Origin of the sequence: Streptomyces sp. NPDC002032 (assembly GCF_042890765.1) — a bacterium.
Classification (GTDB): domain Bacteria; phylum Actinomycetota; class Actinomycetes; order Streptomycetales; family Streptomycetaceae; genus Streptomyces.
Genome location: NZ_JBIASM010000002.1, coordinates 99,659 through 118,475, shown reverse-complemented (window position 1 = coordinate 118,475; position 18,817 = coordinate 99,659). Strand labels below are relative to the sequence as shown.

Here is an 18,817-nt window from a genome sequence, read left to right as displayed (position 1 = left end):
GGGACAGCCGGCCGCGGTTCTGGGGGGGGGTGGGGCCGGGGCTAGCCCAGGCGCTCGACGAGCGCGTGGTACTGGTCCCACAGCTCCTTGGGGGTGTGGTCGCCGTAGGTGTTCAGGTGCTCGGGGACCAGGGCGGCCTCCTCGCGCCAGACCTCCTTGTCGACGGTGAGGAGGAAGTCGAGGTCCTCGGCCGGGAGGTCGAGGCCGTCGAGGTCGAGGGAGTCCTTGGTCGGCAGGACGCCGATGGGGGTCAGGGCGCCGTCGGCGGTGCCGTCGAGGCGGCCGACGATCCACTTCAGGACGCGGCTGTTCTCGCCGAAGCCGGGCCACACGAACTTGCCCGCGTCGTTCTTGCGGAACCAGTTCACGTAGTAGATCTTCGGGAGCTTGGCCTGGTCCTTGCCCTTGGCCACGTCGACCCAGTGACCCATGTAGTCGCCCATGTTGTAGCCGCAGAACGGCAGCATGGCGAAGGGGTCGCGACGCAGCTCGCCGACCTTGCCCTCGGCGGCGGCGGTCTTCTCGGAGGCGATGTTCGAGCCGATGAAGACGCCGTGGTTCCAGTCGAAGGACTCGGTGACCAGCGGCACGGCGGAGGCGCGGCGGCCGCCGAAGAGGATCGCGGAGATCGGGACGCCCTTGGGGTCCTCCCACTCCGGGGCGATCGTCGGGCACTGCGAGGCCGGGACGGCGAAGCGGGCGTTGGGGTGGGCGGCCGGGGTCCCCGACTCCGGGGTCCAGGCGTTGCCCTTCCAGTCGATGAGGTGCGCGGGCGCCTCTTCGGTCATGCCCTCCCACCAGACGTCGGAGCCGTCCGGGGTGAGCGCGACGTTGGTGAAGACGGTGTTGGCGTACATGGTCTTCATGGCGTTGGCGTTGGTGTGCTCGCCGGTGCCGGGGGCGACGCCGAAGAAGCCGGCCTCGGGGTTGATCGCGTAGAGACGGCCGTCCTCGCCGAACCGCATCCAGGCGATGTCGTCGCCGACGGTCTCGACGGTCCAGCCCGGGATGGTGGGCTCCAGCATGGCGAGGTTGGTCTTGCCGCAGGCGCTCGGGAACGCGGCGGCGATGTACTTGGCGGCCTCGGCCCCGCCTTCGGCCTGCGGCGGGGTGAGCTTGAGGATCAGCATGTGCTCGGCGAGCCAGCCCTCGTCGCGGGCCATGACGGAGGCGATGCGCAGGGCGTAGCACTTCTTGCCGAGCAGGGCGTTGCCGCCGTAGCCGGAGCCGTAGGACCAGATCTCGCGGCTCTCGGGGAAGTGCGAGATGTATTTGGTGGTGTTGCAGGGCCACGGCACGTCGGCCTGGCCCTCGGCGAGCGGAGCGCCGAGGGTGTGGACGGCCTTGACGAAGAAGCCGTCGGTGCCGAGTTCGTCGAGGACGGCCTTGCCCATGCGGGTCATGGTGCGCATGGCGACCGCGACGTAGGCGGAGTCGGTGATCTCGACGCCGATCGCGGAGAGCTCGGAGCCGAGGGGGCCCATGCAGAAGGGGACGACGTACATCGTCCGGCCCTTCATCGAGCCGCGGAAGATACCTTCCTGCCCGGCGAAGAGCTCCTTCATCTCGGAAGGGGCCTTCCAGTGGTTGGTCGGGCCCGCGTCCTCTTCCTTCTCGGAGCAGATGAAGGTCCGGTCCTCGACGCGCGCGACGTCGGAGGGGTCGGAGGCGGCGTAGTACGAGTTCGGGCGCGTCTTCTCGTCGAGCTTCTTGAAGGTGCCCTTGGAGACGAGCTCCTCGCACAGGCGCTCGTACTCGTCCTCGGAGCCGTCGCACCAGACGACGCGGTCCGGCTGGGTGAGGGCTGCGATCTCGTCCACCCAGGCGGTCAGTTCCCGGTGGGTGGTCGGGACGGAAGTGGGAGCCGCGTTGTCGCGCGCCACGATTGCTCCTTGTTGAGGGGTTTGTTTGGTGTTTGCCCCGTGGGGGCTGCGACCCGGACGCTTCGCGCTCCGCTCATCCGGTGCCGACCGCACTCATCTGATCATCCGGTGGATGTGCGCATATGTCCAGAGGGCCTCTCACGTGAGCATCGCCACGTCCGTCAATCTTCCGTAAAGAGGACCAACGGAAACCTACGGGCCCGTAGGTAGCATGTGGACCATGACTTCTGACGCCGTTGACATAGCGGCCTCACCGGCACCGCCGGGGGCGGAGACCGAGGCCAAGCCCCTGATGCGCGGCTGGCTGCACACCGGAATGTTCCCCGCCGTGGTGATCGCGGGCCTCGCGCTGATGGCCTTCACCGACTCCACCCGGGCCCGCGTGGCCTGCGGGGTCTACGTCCTCACCGCCTGCCTGCTCTTCGGCGTCAGCGCCGTCTACCACCGCGGTACGTGGGGGCCGCGCGGGGAAGCGATCCTGCGGCGGCTCGACCACGCCAACATCTTCCTGATCATCGCGGGCACCTACACCCCGCTCACCGTCCTGCTGTTGCCCGACTCCACCGGGCGGAACCTGCTGTGGGCGGTGTGGATCGCGGCCGCGGCCGGCATCGCCTTCCGCGTCTTCTGGGTCGGCGCGCCGCGCTGGCTCTACACGCCCTGCTACATCGCGATGGGCTGGGCCGCCGTCTTCTTCCTGCCCGACTTCCTGCGCACCGGCGGCATCGTCGTCCTGGTGCTGGTGATCGTCGGCGGGCTGCTCTACAGCGTGGGCGGTGTGATCTACGGCATCAAGCGCCCCAACCCCTCGCCCCGCTTCTTCGGGTTCCACGAGGTCTTCCACTCGCTGACGCTGGCGGCCTTCGTGGCCCACTACGTCGGCATCTCGCTCGCCGCCTACCAGCACTGAGCCGCGGTTCCGGTTTCCGGGGCCGCGCGGTTCAGCTCCTGGGGGCGGCCGCCGCCCGCGGGCCGCGCGGCAGGTAGACGAGGGCCTCGGTGGCGGCGAAGCGCAGCACGAAGGTGGTGACGAGCGCGAGCGCCGTCGCGGGCAGGACGCCGAGGCCGAGGTGGGCGACGAACAGCGCGATGAGCGGGATCCGCAGCAGCAGATCGGCGTTGGCGAGGAGCGCGAAGCGCCCGACGCGGTCCGCCCAGTGGCGGTGGTGGCGGCGTTCGCGGAAGAGCAGGGCCTCGATCAGCAGGAAATTCCACACCACCCCGGCCTGGTTGGCGAGGACCTCGGCCGCCAGGTAGTGCACCCCGGCGTGCGTGAGCAGCCACAGGGCCAGCAGGTTCGGGGCGAAGCCGGAGAGCCCGACCAGGCCGAAGCCGATCATGCGGGCGAGCGGGCTCGCCGAGCGCAGGACCGCCAGCTGCGCGAGGAGGCGCAGCCCGTCGCGGGCGCGGGAGCCGGACTCCCCCGCCGGACGGTCCGGGACGGCGCAGGGGACCTCGGCGGTCTTCGCGGGGCGACAGCGGACGGCCAGCTCCAGCAGGATCCAGCGGCCGATGGGCTGGGGGGCGGCGGCGGCGGCGTGGGGAGCGTGCGCGCCGGTGGGGGTGGCGATGCCACCGGCGCCACCGGCGCCACTGCCCGCGCCGAGCGCGCCGAGCGCCGCGCGGCGCACCGCGAAGCAGCCGCTCAGCGGGTCGCCGATGCCGCGCAGGGCGCGCGGGAACAGGCCCTTGGCCAGCCAGACGGCACCGCGCGAGGCGCCCACGGCGCGGCGGGAGGCGACGACCAGGTCGGCGCCGGTGCGGACACCCTCGCCGACCAGGTCGGGAACCAGCCGGGCCGGGCGCTGCCGAGCGGTGTCCATGACGACGATCCACTCGGTCCCGGCCCGCCCGACCCCTTCGGCGACGGCCCGGCCGAGGCCCCCCTCGGCGGGAGACCGGTGCAGGACGGACACCGCTAAGGGGCAGTCCGCGGCCGCCTCCTCGATCACGGCCGGGATGCCGTCGGGGGAGCCGTCGGCGAAGAGCACCGCACAGGGCGGACCGGCGGGCAGGGCCGAGCGCAGCCCGCCCAGCAACTCCCTTACGTACGCGCCCTCGCCGGAGGTCGGGATGATCACGGTGATGCCGCCGGGGGCGGAAGCCGGCGCCTCGGCGGCTTGCGGGCGGTCCAGGGCGCGCGGGGGCCACAGGTCCTCGCTCATGGTGGTTCAGCTCCCACTCTCGCGGTCGGTGCGACGGGGTCGCCCTGTAGAACCGGCCGGCGCCCGCTGCGGGTGCAACGCCGCGGTGAACAGCGTCGAGCCAAAGCGCGTCGCCGGCGAGGACGCCGGTGTTCGGGGGCCGGCCCCCGGCGTCAGGGGCGGTCCGGGCCCAACTGGCGTTCCAGTTCGCCCGGTTCCGTCGTCGGGCGCGCGCAGACGAAGTGCCGGCACACGTACGCCGTGGGCAGGCCGTCCACCGGCTCGCGCCCGGCCAGGAGGGGGAACTCCGCCCCGGTCCCGTCCGCGCCGAGCGCCGGCCCGGCCGCCACCACCGCGCCGGGAGCCGTCCCCAGCAGCGCGGTCCGGTGCAGTACGGCCAGCGCCGGATCCTCCGGACGCCCGACGACGGCCACCTCGCGCGGCCCGTCCACCAGCGCCTCCGCCACCGCCAGGCCGTGCCCGATGAAGCGCGGGGCGCGCGGCCCGAGGGCCTGCACCACCCCCAGCGCCCGCTCCGCCGCCGTGCGGTGGGGCTCCGAGCCGGTGTGGGCGGCGTACGAGAGGAGCGCCCCCGCGGCGGCCGTCCAGCCGGACGGGGCGGCCGTGTCGGTGGGGTCCTGCGGCCGCCTGATCAGCTGCTCGGCGTCGTGCGCGGTGTCGTAGAGCGAGCCGTCCTCGGCGGCGAAGCGGGCCAGGACCAGGTCCACCAGGAACCCCGCGAACTCCAGCCACACCCCCTCACCGGTGACGGAGGCCAGCGTGATGAACCCCTCGGCGACGTCGCCGTAGTCCTCCAGCACCCCGGCGTGCGGGCCGACCCTGCCGTCCCGGCTGGTGCGGGCCAGCCGGGCGGCGCCGTCCATGTGGACCCGTACGAGGAGGTCGGCGGCCTCGGTGGCCCGCTCGACGAGGTCCGGGCGGTCGAAGTACGCCCCGCACTCGGCGAGCGCCGCGACGGCCAGCCCGTTCCAGGCGGCGACGATCTTGTCGTCCCGGCCGGGCGCGGGCCGCTGTGCCCGTGCGGCCAGCAGCCTCTCCTTGATCCCGGCGACCCGCTCGGCGTCCGGGGCGGGCCCGTCCTTCGGCAGTTGCAGCACCGACGTGCCGTGCTCGAAGGTGCCCTCCTCGGTCACCCCGAAGTACGCCTGCGCCAGGGCCCCGTCGTCCTCGCCGAGCACCTCGGCGAACTGCGCGGGCGTCCAGGCGTAGTAGGCCCCCTCGACGTTCTTCCCGGTCGCCGGGTCCGCACTGTCGGCGTCGAGCGCGGAGGCGAACCCGCCCTGCTCGGTGCGCAGTTCACGGACCATGAAGTCGGCGGTCTCCAGCGCGACCCGGCGCGCGAGATCCGACCCGGTGGCCCGCCACAGGTGGGCGTAGGCCCGGCACAGCAGGGCGTTGTCGTAGAGCATCTTCTCGAAGTGCGGGACCACCCACTCCCGGTCCACGGAGTACCGGGCGAACCCGCCGCCGAGCTGGTCGTAGATGCCGCCCCGGGCCATGGCCTCGCAGGTTTCGGCCGCCATCTGGAGGGCGCCTTCGGAGCCGGTGCGGGCGTGATGGCGCAGCAGGAACTCCAGCACCATGGACGGGGGGAACTTCGGAGCGCCGCCGAAGCCGCCGCGCACGGAGTCGTACTCGCGGGTCAGCCCGAGCAGGGCCCCCGCCAGCTCCTCGGGCCCGGGCGGGGTGGCCTTGCCGTAGTCCAGCTGCCGCCCGGCCAGATCCCCCACGATCCGGCGCGCGACCTCCGCGACCTCCTCGGGCCGGCCGGTCCAGGCGGCCCGTACGCCTTCGAGCACCTGCATGAAGGAGGGCATGCCGTGCCGCGGCTCGGGCGGGAAGTAGGTGCCGAAGTAGAAGGGCTCGGCGTCACCCGTCAGGAACACGGTCATGGGCCAGCCGCCCTGCCCGGTCGCGGCCTGCACGGCCTCCATGTAGACGGCGTCGACGTCGGGCCGCTCCTCGCGGTCGACCTTGACGTTGACGAAGTGCTCGTTCATGTACGCGGCCGTCAGCTCGTCCTCGAACGACTCGTGCGCCATGACGTGGCACCAGTGGCACGCCGAATAGCCGACGGACAGCAGAACGGGCACATTGCGCCGCTCCGCCTCGGCGAACGCCTCGGGGGACCACTCCCACCAGTGCACGGGATTGTCGGCGTGCTGCTGCAGGTACGGGGACGTGGCATGGGCCAGGCGGTTCACCATGTGGGCAGTATCGCAGCACCGGCCGCCGGAACCCCGAAACCGGAACGGACCGGGGGGTGGGTGCCGATCGGTCGATCCGCCCCGTCCCGCCGGAGGCAGTGCGATCCACCCAGGAGGTCCGCAGCCGCGTGCTGCGCGCGGCCCGCTACATCCCAGGCGAGCAGCTGGGTACCTGCGACGACACCAGACCGGATCGAAGGGGGGCGCCGCCACGCGGTGTCCAACCGGCGGCCTCCATATTGGATACGGTGTTGCTGTTATGGTGTTGGCCGAGGAGGTGGACGTTTCAGTGGCAGCAGCTGATCGTACGCAGGCGACCCCGGCATCGGGTCGGGGCCCGGGGCGTCCACCCGTGCCGCTGGAGCGCATCGTCTCCACCGCGTTGCAGATCGTGGACGACGAAGGGGTCGACGCCCTCTCGATGCGGACGCTGGCCCAGCGCCTGGGCTCGGGCACGGCGACGCTGTACCGGCATTTCGACAACCGGACAGCGCTGGTCGCCCATGTCGTGGACCGCATGTTCGGCGCCGTGGAACTGAATGGCGACGAACTCCTCGCGATGGGCTGGCAGCAAGCGCTGCGGACGGTCGCGCACACCATGTTCGAGGCCCTGGCCCGGCACCGGAACGCGGCGCGCCTGCTGGTCGAAGAGATACCCCTGGGGCCGAACGCCATGGCACTGCGGGAGCAGTGCGTCGCGGCCCTGCTCGACAGCGGCTTCCCGCCCCGACTGGCCGCCCACGCCTTTGCCACCCTCGCCCGCTACGTCCTCGGATTCGCCATACAGGTCAACGGTCACGGCGGCGGCGGGCAACTCGACGACGCACAACTGTCCGCCGTCTTCCAGAACGTCGATCCGGCCTTGTTCCCGGCAACGAGCACCGTCGCCGGGTCGATGCCCGTTCCGATCGAGGACGAGTTCTCCTTCGGACTCGAACTCCTCCTCAGCGGGCTTGCCCACCTGCACGACGACGCCTGACCAGCCAGGACGACGCGAACCTGAGCTGCCCGCCTACGAAGTCATCGCGGCCGGCGCCCGGGCGTCCGGGGGGGGCAACCGGTCGCCGGATGGTCAGGCCTCCAGCTGTCGCGACCCGAGTGGCCGGCGGTTCGTCAGCGGAAGGCGAAGTGTTCGGCGTGGAGGTGCTCGCGGGGCACGCCCTGGCGGTGGAGGGCGCGGGTGAGGTTTTCGATCATTGAGGCGGGGCCGCAGAGGAAGACGTGCGTGTCGGGGGTGATCGGTCCGGCCTCGGCCTCGATTCTTTCGGCGGTCAGACGGCCGTGGCTGCGGCTGAACGTCGGGTGGAGCCGGAACTCGGGGCGGTGTGCTGCCGCTGCGGTGAGTTCCGGGAGGAACGGGGCGTCTTCGGCGGTGGGGGCGCAGTAGAAGAGGTCGGTCTGGGCCGGCACCGCACCGGGGTGGGTGAGCCAGCCGAGGAAGGGCGCGATACCGATGCCGCCCGCGATCCAGATCTGCCGGGGTCCGCCGAGGCTGTGGTCGAACATGCCGTAAGGACCCTTGAGGGTTGCGGGGTGTCCTTCGCTCACGTCCGTGTAGAGGCCGCGTGTACCGCGGCCCAGGGCACGGATGGTGAGGCGTACCGAGCCGTCGTCCTGCGTTCCTGCGACGCTGAAGGGGTGTTCGTGCCAGCCGCCGACGCGCAGGTAGACGAACTGACCTCCGGTCACGGGAAGCGCCGTCCTGCCGGTGGGCGTGAGGGTGAGGTCGAGGATGTCGGCCGTCGGCCGCTCGACCCGGTGGATGGTGTAGTCCGCCCGGGGTTCCCTGCGCCGTAGCACCAGTTCGTCGTAGGCGTAGGCGGCCATGCCGATGGTGGCCATGGTGACGTAGATCGCCAGGAGGGGCGTGGATCCGTCGATGACGCGATCGAGGAACCAGCCGTGCAACAGCGCCGACAGGAGCAGCAGGCCGGTGAGGCGGTGCAGGAACAGCCAGCGCTCGTAAGGCAGTCGGAGGATGCGGCCGACCTGGCCGAGTGAGATGAGGATGAGCAGCAGCAGACCGATGGCGGAGACGGCACCGAGGAGATGGCCCATCCCTACCGACGCGGTTTGGTGGGCATAGCCGTACGGGCTCCCGTCGAACCCGGAGAAGAAGTGGAGGAGCAGGTGGGGGGTGAGCAGGAGGATGGACCATATGGCGTACCGCTTGTGCTGGCGGTACATGCGGTCCAGGCCGCCGAACCACTGCTCCAACCACCTCAGGCGGGTGGCCAGCACCAGGGTGCAGGACATCAGGTAGGCGGACAGGACGCCGGTGAACTCGCCGATGAAATAGACGGCGCTGAGGCCCTCGGGCCTGAGCCAGTCCCAGGCCAGGTAGAGCATGACCGCTCCGGTCGTGACCGACAGGGGGCCGACGTGGCGCTTCTTCAGGCGCGCGTCCAAGGGGGCGCGTGCGATCCGGATGGCGTAGATCGCTATCGCGATCAGGATGGGCATCGTCTCCCCCTCGGGGGTCGGCACTGCGGACGAAGGGGCGCGGGTGCGGTCGGGCGGACCGTGGGGTCGCGGCTTGAGCGCCATCGGGCCCAGGTGGCTGCGGTTCCGAGGGCGGCTGCCGGCGCTGCCCATCCGTGGAGCCGTGGACTCGATCGGCAGCGCTTCAGGCGAACAAGGCCGCGAGGTAGGAGGCGACAAGCACCGCGCACACGGCGGCGGGCACGAGTTTGGCCACCGGGTCGCCCTTGCGCAGGTGTACGACCACAGCTCCGGCGAGCAGCAGGAGAAGCCCGGCCCCCGCGAGGCCGCCGAGCGGCGGCACGGCGAGGCCCAGCGCCACGCCGGCGACTCCTGCCAGTTGCAGCACCCCGATGCGGCGGTAGGCGGCGACCGAGAAGCCGGTCTCGGCGGCCAGCTCGCGTGCCTTCGGCAGTGCGAGTGTGTTGAGCACTCCGCTTGCCCCGAAGATCAGGGCGATGAGGCAGGCGAGGGTGATGGTGAGGATCATGAGGTACTTCCAGGGTGTCGGCGTGGTGGCGGCGTCACGAGGCTGTTACGGGATGGGTCGGGCGCGGTCGGAGAAGTCGACGGCCTCGGCGTCCGGCCGGTGCGGCGTCATCGTGACGACGTGCGCCCGCGCAGCAGGGTGCGGCTCATTCAGTGGCCCCCCGACCGGGGTGGGTGTGGCTCGGCGGGGGCACGGCGCGGCTCGTTGTCCACGGCGTCATCGCCCGCACGGCGGCTTGGGTGGAGGTGCGGAAGTCCCGGGTGGCGATGTGCCCGAGGTAGCCGTCGGGACGGATCAGCAACAAGGTGTCACCGGTCAGGCCGTAGGCACTGCGCAGCGTGTTCTCGGGGTCGGAGAAGGCGCGGCCCTCGCCCGCGGCCGCTCCGACGGTCAGCCGCTTCAGCTGGGCGCCCGTCGTCGGCCAGTCGAGGAGTTCGAGGTCCCGGGCGGCGCCGGGGCCGTAGGCGACGGCGGTGAAGTGCGGCCCCTGGAGGAGGTCGAACAGGCGGGTCTCGGCGCCGTCGGCGCCGAGCAGTCGGGCGTCCGGGGCGCGGTCGCCCACGTGCAGCGTGCCGCCGTCGCTGCCGTTGGCGGGGGCGAGCGGGCCGCCGTAGTAGGTCAGGGCGAGCTGCTGCTCGTCCTTGCCGCGCTTCATGCTGGAGGGGTCGAGCTTGGCGATGCCGCCCCACTTCTCCGTGGACAGTCCCAGGACCCCGGCGGCGATCGGCTGCCGCTCGGCCTCGTAGGTCTCCAGCAGGGCCGGGTCGGCGCCGGCGAGAACCTGGCCGAGCTTCCAGCCGAGGTTGTAGCCGTCCTGCATACCGGTGTTCAGGCCCTGGGCACCGGCCGGGGTGTGCACGTGCGCCGCGTCGCCGACGAGGAAGACCCGTCCGCGGCCGTAGTGCTCCGCGAGACGGATGTTGGGCCGGAACACGGACTTCCAGTGGATCTCGTGCAGCTGGATGTGCCGGTTGCGGGTGTGGGAGTGGATCCGGTCGATGATGGCGCCGATCTCCTGAGGCGGCACCTCGTCGGGCGTGAGCCGGATCATCCACTGGAACATGTCGCTGCCGGGGAGCGGGCAGGCGGCGATGAGCTTGCCGCCGAGGCCGGGCCACATGTGCCAGCGGTTGCGGGCCAGGCCGCTGACGGAGGCATCCACGATCAGCACGCGGTCGGACTCGTCCGTCGTCCCGGCGAAACCGATGTCGAGCTGCTTGCGCACCGCGCTGGAGCCGCCGTCGGCCCCCACGGCATAGCGGGCGACGATCTCCTCGACCCCGTCCGCGCCCACCACCTTGGCGAGCACCGTGTCCTCGTCCTGCGTCAGCTCGGTCAGTGCTTTGTTGAACTCGACCTCGCGGCCGAGCTCGCTGAGCCGGGCGTGCAGGGCGCGGTCCGTGCGGAACTGCGGGATCAGCCAGGTGTTCGGGTACGGGACGTCCGGGGTTGCCTCTTTGGTGGGGAACATCCTCCACGGCACGCCGAGGGGTCCGGCATGGAGCCCGAGCTTGGGGTAGAGGTCGCCGCCGGCCAGCACGTCGTCGAGAGCGCCGAGGTCTTCGAGGACTTCGAGACTGCGGGGCTGGATGCCCTTGGCGCGTGAGCCGTCGAAGGTGTGGGGGGACCTGTCGACGATCCGGACGTCGAGTCCGCGGCGTACGAGGTCGATCGCCAGGGCGGAGCCCGAGGGGCCGGCACCGATGATCAGTACGTCGATGGGCTGCGGGTTGTTCATGAATCGAGCCTTTCGGTGCGTGCGGACACGAACGGGACGAGCTGGTCGGCGACGTCGCGAGGCCGTTCGAACGGGGCCATGTGCCCGCACTTGGTGATGATGTGGTGGTGATGGGGCTTCAGCAGGGCGCGCGCCGTGTCGATGTGCACCGGCGGCGTGACGGTGTCCTCGTCGCCCCACAGCAGCAGCGTCGGAATGCCCAGTGCCCCCGTCCGCCGGAAGAGATCGTCACGGCCGGCGAGAGGCAGGTGCTGGAGGGTGTCGAAGACCGCGTACAGCGAGCCCTCGAAGCGGAGGGTGCCGAGGACCATCTCGGTCAGTTCCGCGCCGAGCTCGGGGTCCCGGACGTTGTGCCCGAGGTGCCCCTGGAGCAGCCGGAGGCCGCGACGGCGGGCGACCACTCCGGCCAGCAGGTCGCTGCGCAGCAGCCGGTCGGGGGAGGCCAACCGCGGTTTCGCGAGACCGGCGGGGCCGACGATGGTGAGCGTGGACACCTGCGAGCGGTACTGGGCCGCGTACGTCATGGCGACGAGCGCGCCCATGGAGGTGCCGACCAGGTGCAGGGGCCGCGCCGTCAGGCCGAGCCGGTCCGTCAGCTCGGCCAGCTGCCGCGTGAACAGCGTCTCGTCGTATCGCGCCTGGACCCGGTCGGAATAGCCGCGGCCGTAGGCGCTGCAGGTCAGCGTGCGCAGCCCGTGGGCGTGCAGCTCGCCGACGAGGCCGTCCCAGTAGGACAGCGGGATGGTCAGGCCGCCGGCCATCAGGACCACGTCCCCGTCCTCGGGCCCCGTCAGCTCGTAGTGGGTGACGCCGTCGGACAGCTCGACGAAACTGCCGCGCAGCGCCTTGCGCGAGTCGGCGGTGAGCTTGCGGTCCTCGCCCGGGGCGACGAAGTACTTCATGGCACGGGTCTCCTTGCCCTCAGTTCGCGGGGGTGCCGGCGCAGGAGCCGAGGAACTTCGCGATCGCGTACGCGACCCACTGCGGTTCCTCCTCCGGCAGCAGATGTCCGCCGTGGGGGTGGACGAGCTCCTGGGCGCCGGGGATGTCGCGGGTGAAGTGCTGGCCGTCGATGCCCGCGCTGCGCAGCACCAGCGTGGGCATCGTGATGCGGGGGATCTGCGCGCTGCGGTCCGGCTGGTCGGTGTTGCAGAAGTCGACGAAGGCCGAGCGGTTACCGGGGCGGCTCATGAGCTGGTAGGCGCGGTCCACCATGGCGTCGTCCACGATCTGCGCATGCGGCCCGACGGCCTCGCGCAGGCTGCGTTCGACTGCCCCGCGCGGCATCACCCGCCTCAGCAGGGGCCGCACCAGCGGGTTGCGGGTCAGGCGCATCCCCGCGGGCACCGTCTTCTCCGGGTAGCCGGTGGCATTGACCAGCACCAGGCCGGTCAGCCGCTCCGGATGGTCCAGCGCGACGTTCCAGGCGATGTTGCCGCCCAGGGAATTGCCGGCCAACGCGTAGCGCGGCACGCCCAGCGCCTGCGCGAATCCCGCCACCGTCGCGGCGTACGTCGGGATCCGGTAGTCGCGGTCCTTGCGCGGGCCCGTCAGTCCGAACCCCGGCAGGTCGGGACGGATGACGTCGAACGAATCCGACAGCAGATCCGCCGCGCGGTCGAAGTGCTGCAGGGACGAGGCACTGCCGTGCAGCAGCACGAGTACCGGGCCGTGCCCGGCGCGCTTGTAGTGGATCCGCAGGCCGTCCACCTCGACGAACCGGGAATCGGGCTGGGGCTCAGACCAGATACTCATAATGGCTACAGTGTTACCGATAAGGTGGTCGTGTCAAGCGGCAGCCCTCGTCGCGGGCGCGGCGCCCTGCCTGTGCCGGCTCCTGCACGACAACCCGGAACGCAAGGCGCCACGCCTTGAGGCCGAGAACCACGACCACCCGAACGAAAGGTGTGCAGTACATGACACTCCGACGCGTTCTCAGCGGCCTGGGCGCCGCAGCGACCCTCGGCGCTGCCGCGGCGATCAGCACACGTCGCCGCGCTCTGGCGGCAGTCCCCCGCGAGCTGCGGCACCCCGTGCTCTTCCTCCCGCTGAACCTCGGCAACCCGGTCACCCTGGCCATCGCCCGCCGCGTCGTGCCCTTGGCGGGAGCCGCCTTGAGGCCCGGCGTCCGCATCGAGCGGCGCACACTGCCGGCCACGACCGACGACCTGCCCGTCGAGGTGCTCACCTACCGGGCATCGGGCCAAGCGCCGCGCGCAGCACTGCTCTGGATCCACGGCGGAGGAACCGTCATGGGTGCCGCTCGGCAGGAGAACACCTGGTGCAGCCGCGTCGCCGACGAACTCGGCGCTCTGGTCGTCAGCGTCGACTACCGCCTCGCACCCGAAAATCCGTACCCCGCAGCTCTGGACGACTGCTTCGGTGCGCTCCGCTGGCTTCACGCCAGCGCCGCCGACCTCGGCATCGACCCCGCCCGCATCGCCGTCGGCGGCGAAAGCGCCGGCGGCGGACTCGCCGCCGCCGTAGTCCAGCGCGCCCATGATTCAGGAGTCCCGGTCCGGTTCCAACTCCTCATCTACCCCATGCTCGACGACCGCACGGCTCTGCGCGCCGCCCCTCCCGACAGCGCCGGCTACACGTGGACCCCGGACTCCAACCGCTTCGCCTGGACCTCCTACCTCGGCCACCCGCCACAGGACCACGACGATCGCCCCTACATCGCGGCGGCAAGGCGCAGGAGCCTCGAAGGGCTGCCGCCCGCGTGGATCGGTGTGGGCGACCTCGACCTGTTCCACGACGAAGACGTCGACTACGCCCGACGCCTGAGCGAGGCCGGCGTCGCCTGCGAGCTGCGGCTCGAACCAGGCATGTACCACGGTGCTGACGCCTTGCTCGACGGCAAAGCACCTTCGATGACAGCTTTCCGCACTGCCGCCGTCGACGCTCTGCGAACTGCTCTGGCCGAACCCTGACCGCCCCGGCCTGTCCAGCCAACCTCGGATTCTCTCCCACGGCACTGTCGCGTTGGCCGCAGCCTGCGGCCCGCGCCCCTACTCCTCGGCGGCGACAGCAGGTGCGCTGCCCTCCAACCGCCGTCGGATGCCGGCGTACTTCTCGGCCCCCCACGCAGGCGCGGCAGCCAGTTCGGCCCCTACCGAAGCGTCGATGCTCTTGTTCGCTGCTTCCGGAGACCCGGCGTGTTCGGTGGGCCCATGCCCGTGTGGCGAACCGGTTGGCTCATGCGACCTCCCCGTACCTTCTCCAGCACGCCGAGCCCGGACCGGCCTGCACCTCCTCGTCCGCGCGCCCTACGGGAACCGTCTGTGCTGCGTCGAGGATGACGTCACCGATCGACGGGATGAGGTCGAGGCGAAGCATGGGCTCCTGCATGCGCACGGGTTCCCAATCGAGCTCGTGGTGGAGCAGCACCGCGAACGGCGCGCCGCGCCGCTGCCAGAAGGCCATGGGTTCGCCGCAGTCGTTCTCGAACGGTCTGACGATGTCGTCCGGTGCGAATTCGACGTCCGCCGTGTCGGCCCATCTGCCGACGCCCCCGCGCTCCCAGGCCAGGTAGGAACGCATGCTCCGCACGGGGGCCTCAGCGGTGGAATCGTCCGGCGCAGGGCTCGGGCACGGCGGAGCTGACGGGTCGCGTTGGCCCAGAAGAGCCCGCCCCGCTCGGGATCGTGGACCGCGCACAGGACGGGGAGGCTGCCGTCGCGCCAATTGCCCCCGTGGTTCCCGACCTGGACCCGGTGCCCCTCCCGGGTACGCGTCGATACCCCGCCCTTGACCTGCACGGCCAGGGAGTCCGCTGTTCGCTGCCCGTCCTGGACGAAGATGACGTGCAAGTCCTCAGTGTCCGGCGGTTAGGGCAGGGTACCGACATGCCACGTCGGCCGCCGGGGCCCCGGGGGGTACATATATGCGCGGGGGTGACCGGGGAGTTGTCAACTCCCTCTGAATTAGCTCAGATTCCTCACGATCGTGGTGGTCCCGCCGCACACTTGGGCCACGTTGCACGGAGCTCTCCGAGGAGGATGCCGATGCGGGACAGCCATCGCGAAGAGGCCGAACGGCTGCTGGCCCGGGCCGTCGAGGAGGAGGTCCGGCGGGCGGGGGCGGGGGCGCCCGTCGACCGGGAGGCCCTGCTGGCGCGGGGCCGGGAGGCGCTGGACGGGCTCGCCGCGGCGGCGGCCGAGGAGTACGCCGCCTACGTGGCGGCCCTGGACGCGGACGCGGCCGGTCAGCAGTCCCTCGGGGAGGCCTTCCGGCAGGGCAGCACCTCGACGGCCCTGCTGGCGACGGCGGTCGCGGCCGTCGCGGCGGCCGGGGCGGACATGGCCTTCGGCGTCGCCGCCGGTACGGCGCTCAGCGCGGGCATCGTCGTCGGCGTCGCGGGGGCGGCGACGACGGCCGCCAAGGTGGCGGCGGTGCACCTGCCCGCCGCCAACCGCCGGGCCGGGGCCGCGGGCCGCCCCGGCGGGGCCGCGCAGCTGAGGCTGCAGTGGCTGACGGCGCTGGAGGTGCGCGGCGTACGTCCCTTCCTGGAGCAGCAGCGCCCGGTACGGCCGGCGGCTCGGCGCGGCGCAGCCGCCACCGGGCGCACCACACCCCTGTCACCCGGAGCCCACGCGGCGGCGACCGCCAACGGCAACGGCCCCGGGGCCGCGCCGTCGTTGCGCGGCAGCGACCGCAGCGCCGAGGCCCGGCGGCGCGGCATGCTGGAGCAGTCCTTCGCGCAGCTCCCCGACGCCGGCGGCCTCTTCACCGGCCGGCGCGCGGAGCTGACCCGGATCGCCCAGTGGGTCCAGGCCGCCCGGGCCAGCACCGAGACCCGGCCGGTGGTGGTGGTCCTGCACGGCGAGCCCGGGGTGGGCCGCACCGCCCTGGCCCTGCGGGCGGCGCACGCGCTGCGGGACCAGTTCCGCGGGGCCTGTCTGGTGGACATGCGCGGCGGGTCCACCGCCCCCGGCGAGCCCCCGCTGCCCACCCGGGAGGCGCTGCTGCACCTGCTGAACCGGCTGGGCGCCCCGCGCGAGCAGCTCCTCTTCCGCGAGGGGGCCACGGCGGAGCAGCAGGTGCGCCGGCTCGGCGAGCTGTACCACCAGCACCTCCAGGGGCTGCCGGTGACGGTGGTGCTGGACGACGCGGTGGACCCGGAGCAGGTCCGCGCGCTCGTGCCGGAGCGCTCCGAGAGCCTGGTGCTGGTGACGGCGCGGGAGCCGCTGGAGCTGCCGTCCGGCCTGTCGGCGTGGGTGCACCAGCTGCCGGTGGTGCGCCTCGCCGGGGCGGAGGCGGCCGAGGTGCTGGCCGCCGGGGCCCGGGCGGCGGGCGGGCCGGCCCCGGGCGAGGCGGCCGCGGCCGGGCTGCTGGAGCTGGGCGCGGGGCTGCCCCTGGCGCTGCGCGCGCTGGCCCCGCTGGGCGCGGCGCGGGCCTCGGACCTCGGGGGCGGCGCGGGCGCAGGAGACGGATCCGGCGTCGGACCCGGCGTCGGACCAGGCGTCACGCCCGGCGCCGCATCCGGCGACGGCTCGCTGGAGCACGCCCTGGACCTGGCGTACGCACGCCTCCCGGAGGAGCGCCGCCGGCTGCTGCGGCGGCTGCCGCTGGCGGGCCGGGCCTCGCTGGGGGCCGCCGCGGCGGCGGCCCTGGCGGGCACGGACCGGGCCGAGGCCGGCCGGCTGCTGCGCGAACTGGCCGAGGCGGGCCTGCTGGACCTCGTACGCGGGGAGCGGTACCGGATGCACGACGCGGTACGGGCGTACGCGGCCTCGCGGCTGGCGGCGGACGAGGACCGGGCCGAGGCGGCCGCGGCGCACGAGCGGCTGATCCGCGACTACGCGCAGCTCGCGGACGCCGTGATCCGGATGGTCGACGGCAAGATGTCGACCCGCGCCCACCAGTTCGGCGGGCACGGCTTCGCCTCCCTGGACGCGGCCCTGCGCTGGCTGGACGAGGAGTCGAGCTTCATCACGGCGGCGCTGCGGCACTCGGAGGGCGTGGACCAGCAGGCGGTGCTGGACCTGCTGGGCGCGCTGTGCGACTTCTGCCTGCTGCGCGGGGACCTGTACCGGCTCGGCGAGATCAACGAGCTGACGCGGGCGGTGGACGGGGGGCGGCTGAACCGGTCGGTGCAGTGGCGTACGGGCATCGCGGCGCGCCAGCTCGGCGAGCTGGACAAGGCCCGCACCACCCTGACCTCGTTGGTGGACCAGTACAAGGAGGCGGAGCAGGAGGCGGGGGCCGGGATGGCGCTGGTCTCGCTCGGCATCACCCTGCACCACCAGGGCAACCTGCCGGAGGCCGCGGCGCGCATCCGGGAGGCGCTGGTGCTCCAGGAGCCGCCGGAGCTGGCGGGCGACCGGGCCTGGGGGCTGCACGCGCTGGCAGCGGTGGAGCGGGACCGGGCGCACCTGGCGGAGGCGCTGACGCTGCTGGAGGAGTCCCTGACCCTGCACCGGGAGAGCGAGAGCGTGCACGGGGAGGCGTGGGCGTACTTCCAGCTGGGCCAGGTCCGCCTGCGGCTGGGCGACGTACCGCGTGCGGAGGCGGAGCTGGGGCGGGCGCTGGAGTTGTACGGGCGCACGCGCGACGACCGGGGCGAGGCGTGGGCGCTGACCCAGCTGGGCCGGGCCCGGGTGGTCGACGGCGATCCGGCGGGGGCGCTGGAGCGGCTGCGGGACGCGCTGGCCCGCCACCGGCTGGCGGAGGACGCGCGCGGCGAGGCCTGGACGCTGTACTACCTCGGGCAGGCGCTGGAGGAGGACGGGGAGCGCGACCGGGCGGTGCGCGAGCTGGAGCGGGCCCGGACGATGTTCTCGCGGATGCGGGACGTGTACGGGCTGGCGCACGCCCGCTACCAGTCGGGCCGGGTCACCCGCGACCAGCGGGCCGCGCAGACGGGCAACCTGCGCAATTCCGGCTTCGCCCGCCAGCTGCTGATGGACGCCCGGGCCGATTTCCGACGGATCGGGCTGGCCCACGGGGAGGCCTGGACCTGTCTGGAGCTCGCGGTGGTCGACGCGGGCAACGGGCGGGTGGCGCAGGCGCTGGTGCTGTGCGAGGAGGCGACGCGGCTGTTCATCTCGTACGGGGACCGGCGGGGCGAGGACTGGGCCCGTTTCCTGCGCTGCACGCTGCTGCCGTACGCGGTGCCGGCCGCGCCGCAGGAGGCCCGGGCCGAGCTGGACCGGCTGGCGGGGTCCCCGCACCCGCTGCGGGACGGGCGGCTGGCGGACTGCCTGGAGACGTACGGGGTGGTCCTGGACCGGGGCGTGGATCCGGCGGAGGGCTGGCAGGCGTGGCGCCTGGGCATGGTGCCGGACCTGCACGCCCGGGAGGTCATGGGCGTCCCGGTGTCCGCGCCCGCGGCGGAGTGAGCGCGGGGCCCGCGCCGCCCGCACGGCGGCGGGCCGTACGGGCGCGGGCGCGGCGCACGCGCGCCCGCGCACACGTCCGTACGGCGCCGGGCGCGCCGGGCCCCCGACGCCGCATGGCACCCCGGAAGCGGCCTGCCCCCCGGGCGGGGGCCGGCTCCCCGGCGCGTACGGCTCGTACGGGGCCTACGGGCCTACGGACCTACCGGCCTACCGGCCCACGGGCCTACCGGCCCACCGGCCACGGAACCCGCGACCCGCAGGGCGGCCCTACGGGGCCTTCGCGCCCTTGGTCTTGGTCTTGGCGGCCGGGGCCGCCGCGGCGGGCTCCGGGGCCTCCTGGAAGTTGACCCGGCCCATGTGCCGGCTCATGGACTTCATGAGACCCCACACGCCGACGGCGAGGGCGGCGAACACGATGAAGCCCAGGAGCCCGGGGGTCACCTTGTTCTTGTCGAAGGTGTCGGCGGCCAGCGGAAGGAGCTGGGTGAATGCTGCCTGCGTAGCGCTCAT

14 protein-coding genes and 1 pseudogene are annotated in these 18,817 nt (G+C 72.8%); 4 read left to right on the top strand and 11 right to left on the bottom strand.

Annotated features, from left to right (window positions below; translation table 11 throughout):
- Window positions 1-41: 41 nt before the first annotated feature.
- Window positions 42-1,883 (bottom strand): phosphoenolpyruvate carboxykinase (GTP), encoded by a 1,842-nt coding sequence (locus tag ACFYYT_RS04655; RefSeq protein ID WP_351820126.1) that lies wholly within the window; start codon window positions 1,881-1,883, stop codon window positions 42-44.
- 220 nt (window positions 1,884-2,103) lie between these two features.
- On the opposite strand from ACFYYT_RS04655, the gene ACFYYT_RS04650 reads away from it, so the two are divergent.
- Window positions 2,104-2,793, top strand: coding sequence for a hemolysin III family protein (locus tag ACFYYT_RS04650; RefSeq protein ID WP_388606938.1), 690 nt, complete (start codon window positions 2,104-2,106; stop codon window positions 2,791-2,793).
- Between the two features lie 31 nt (window positions 2,794-2,824).
- On the opposite strand, the gene ACFYYT_RS04645 is transcribed toward ACFYYT_RS04650, so the two are convergent.
- Together ACFYYT_RS04645 and ACFYYT_RS04640 are read right to left on the bottom strand one after the other, a co-directional pair.
- Window positions 2,825-4,048 carry a GtrA family protein gene (locus ACFYYT_RS04645; RefSeq protein WP_351820123.1) on the bottom strand — a complete coding sequence of 408 codons (1,224 nt, stop codon included), beginning with the start codon at window positions 4,046-4,048 and terminating at the stop codon, window positions 2,825-2,827.
- A 152-nt stretch (window positions 4,049-4,200) separates the two neighbouring features.
- Window positions 4,201-6,255, bottom strand: coding sequence for a thioredoxin domain-containing protein (locus ACFYYT_RS04640; RefSeq protein ID WP_351820120.1), 2,055 nt, complete (start codon window positions 6,253-6,255; stop codon window positions 4,201-4,203).
- A gap of 352 nt (window positions 6,256-6,607) precedes the next feature.
- Between ACFYYT_RS04640 and ACFYYT_RS04635 the strand changes: the two genes are divergently transcribed.
- Window positions 6,608-7,234, top strand: coding sequence for a TetR/AcrR family transcriptional regulator (locus ACFYYT_RS04635; RefSeq protein WP_351820117.1), 627 nt, complete (start codon window positions 6,608-6,610; stop codon window positions 7,232-7,234).
- A gap of 134 nt (window positions 7,235-7,368) precedes the next feature.
- Here ACFYYT_RS04635 and ACFYYT_RS04630 read toward each other — a convergent pair whose 3' ends face one another.
- The 5 genes from ACFYYT_RS04630 to ACFYYT_RS04610 all read right to left on the bottom strand — a co-directional run bounded on the left by ACFYYT_RS04630 (window position 7,369) and on the right by ACFYYT_RS04610 (window position 12,719).
- Window positions 7,369-8,718, bottom strand: a complete 1,350-nt coding sequence (locus ACFYYT_RS04630) for a ferric reductase-like transmembrane domain-containing protein (protein ID WP_351820114.1) — start codon at window positions 8,716-8,718, stop codon at window positions 7,369-7,371.
- A 163-nt stretch (window positions 8,719-8,881) separates the two neighbouring features.
- The gene (locus ACFYYT_RS04625; RefSeq protein WP_351820111.1) at window positions 8,882-9,226 is read right to left on the bottom strand and encodes a DoxX family protein; all 345 of its coding nucleotides are present in this window, start codon (window positions 9,224-9,226) and stop codon (window positions 8,882-8,884) included.
- Window positions 9,227-9,371: 145 nt separating this feature from the next.
- Entirely contained in the window at window positions 9,372-10,964 is a 1,593-nt protein-coding gene (locus ACFYYT_RS04620; RefSeq protein ID WP_351820108.1) for an FAD-dependent oxidoreductase, read from the bottom strand.
- Window positions 10,961-11,866: an alpha/beta hydrolase gene (locus ACFYYT_RS04615; protein ID WP_351820106.1), complete on the bottom strand. Its 906-nt coding sequence runs from the start codon at window positions 11,864-11,866 to the stop codon at window positions 10,961-10,963. The genes ACFYYT_RS04620 and ACFYYT_RS04615 overlap by 4 nt, the downstream gene beginning before the upstream one ends.
- 19 nt (window positions 11,867-11,885) lie before the next feature.
- Complete coding sequence (locus ACFYYT_RS04610; RefSeq protein WP_351820103.1) at window positions 11,886-12,719, bottom strand: alpha/beta hydrolase; 834 nt, start codon at window positions 12,717-12,719, stop codon at window positions 11,886-11,888.
- A 161-nt stretch (window positions 12,720-12,880) separates the two neighbouring features.
- Here ACFYYT_RS04610 and ACFYYT_RS04605 point away from each other — a divergent pair, with 161 nt between their 5' ends.
- A complete protein-coding gene (locus tag ACFYYT_RS04605) occupies window positions 12,881-13,897 on the top strand; it encodes an alpha/beta hydrolase (protein WP_351820100.1) in 1,017 nt (338 codons plus the stop codon).
- Window positions 13,898-14,162: 265 nt separating this feature from the next.
- Here ACFYYT_RS04605 and ACFYYT_RS04600 read toward each other — a convergent pair whose 3' ends face one another.
- Both ACFYYT_RS04600 and ACFYYT_RS04595 read right to left on the bottom strand, forming a co-directional pair.
- Window positions 14,163-14,507 (bottom strand): hypothetical protein, encoded by a 345-nt coding sequence (locus ACFYYT_RS04600; RefSeq protein ID WP_351820321.1) that lies wholly within the window; start codon window positions 14,505-14,507, stop codon window positions 14,163-14,165.
- Between the two features lie 110 nt (window positions 14,508-14,617).
- A pseudogene (locus ACFYYT_RS04595) lies at window positions 14,618-14,725 on the bottom strand (hypothetical protein); the annotation flags it as partial.
- A 246-nt stretch (window positions 14,726-14,971) separates the two neighbouring features.
- On the opposite strand from ACFYYT_RS04595, the gene ACFYYT_RS04590 reads away from it, so the two are divergent.
- Window positions 14,972-18,307, top strand: coding sequence for a tetratricopeptide repeat protein (locus ACFYYT_RS04590; protein WP_388606934.1), 3,336 nt, complete (start codon window positions 14,972-14,974; stop codon window positions 18,305-18,307).
- Window positions 18,308-18,574: 267 nt separating this feature from the next.
- Here the strand turns inward: ACFYYT_RS04590 and ACFYYT_RS04585 are convergent, their stop codons facing one another.
- Window positions 18,575-18,817, bottom strand: a complete 243-nt coding sequence (locus ACFYYT_RS04585; protein WP_351823092.1) for a hypothetical protein — start codon at window positions 18,815-18,817, stop codon at window positions 18,575-18,577.

Excerpts from the sequence above, each read along its gene's own strand:
- ACFYYT_RS04650 (WP_388606938.1), top strand. The coding sequence starts at position 2,104 with ATGACTTCTGACGCCGTTGACATAGCGGCCTCACCGGCACCGCCGGGG.
- ACFYYT_RS04645 (WP_351820123.1), bottom strand. The coding sequence starts at position 4,048 with ATGAGCGAGGACCTGTGGCCCCCGCGCGCCCTGGACCGCCCGCAAGCC.
- ACFYYT_RS04640 (WP_351820120.1), bottom strand. The coding sequence starts at position 6,255 with ATGGTGAACCGCCTGGCCCATGCCACGTCCCCGTACCTGCAGCAGCAC.
- ACFYYT_RS04630 (WP_351820114.1), bottom strand. The coding sequence starts at position 8,718 with ATGCCCATCCTGATCGCGATAGCGATCTACGCCATCCGGATCGCACGC.
- ACFYYT_RS04625 (WP_351820111.1), bottom strand. The coding sequence starts at position 9,226 with ATGATCCTCACCATCACCCTCGCCTGCCTCATCGCCCTGATCTTCGGG.
- ACFYYT_RS04620 (WP_351820108.1), bottom strand. The coding sequence starts at position 10,964 with ATGAACAACCCGCAGCCCATCGACGTACTGATCATCGGTGCCGGCCCC.
- ACFYYT_RS04615 (WP_351820106.1), bottom strand. The coding sequence starts at position 11,866 with ATGAAGTACTTCGTCGCCCCGGGCGAGGACCGCAAGCTCACCGCCGAC.
- ACFYYT_RS04610 (WP_351820103.1), bottom strand. The coding sequence starts at position 12,719 with ATGAGTATCTGGTCTGAGCCCCAGCCCGATTCCCGGTTCGTCGAGGTG.
- ACFYYT_RS04605 (WP_351820100.1), top strand. The coding sequence starts at position 12,881 with ATGACACTCCGACGCGTTCTCAGCGGCCTGGGCGCCGCAGCGACCCTC.
- ACFYYT_RS04600 (WP_351820321.1), bottom strand. The coding sequence starts at position 14,507 with ATGCGTTCCTACCTGGCCTGGGAGCGCGGGGGCGTCGGCAGATGGGCC.
- ACFYYT_RS04590 (WP_388606934.1), top strand. The coding sequence starts at position 14,972 with ATGCGGGACAGCCATCGCGAAGAGGCCGAACGGCTGCTGGCCCGGGCC.
- ACFYYT_RS04585 (WP_351823092.1), bottom strand. The coding sequence starts at position 18,817 with ATGAGCGCTACGCAGGCAGCATTCACCCAGCTCCTTCCGCTGGCCGCC.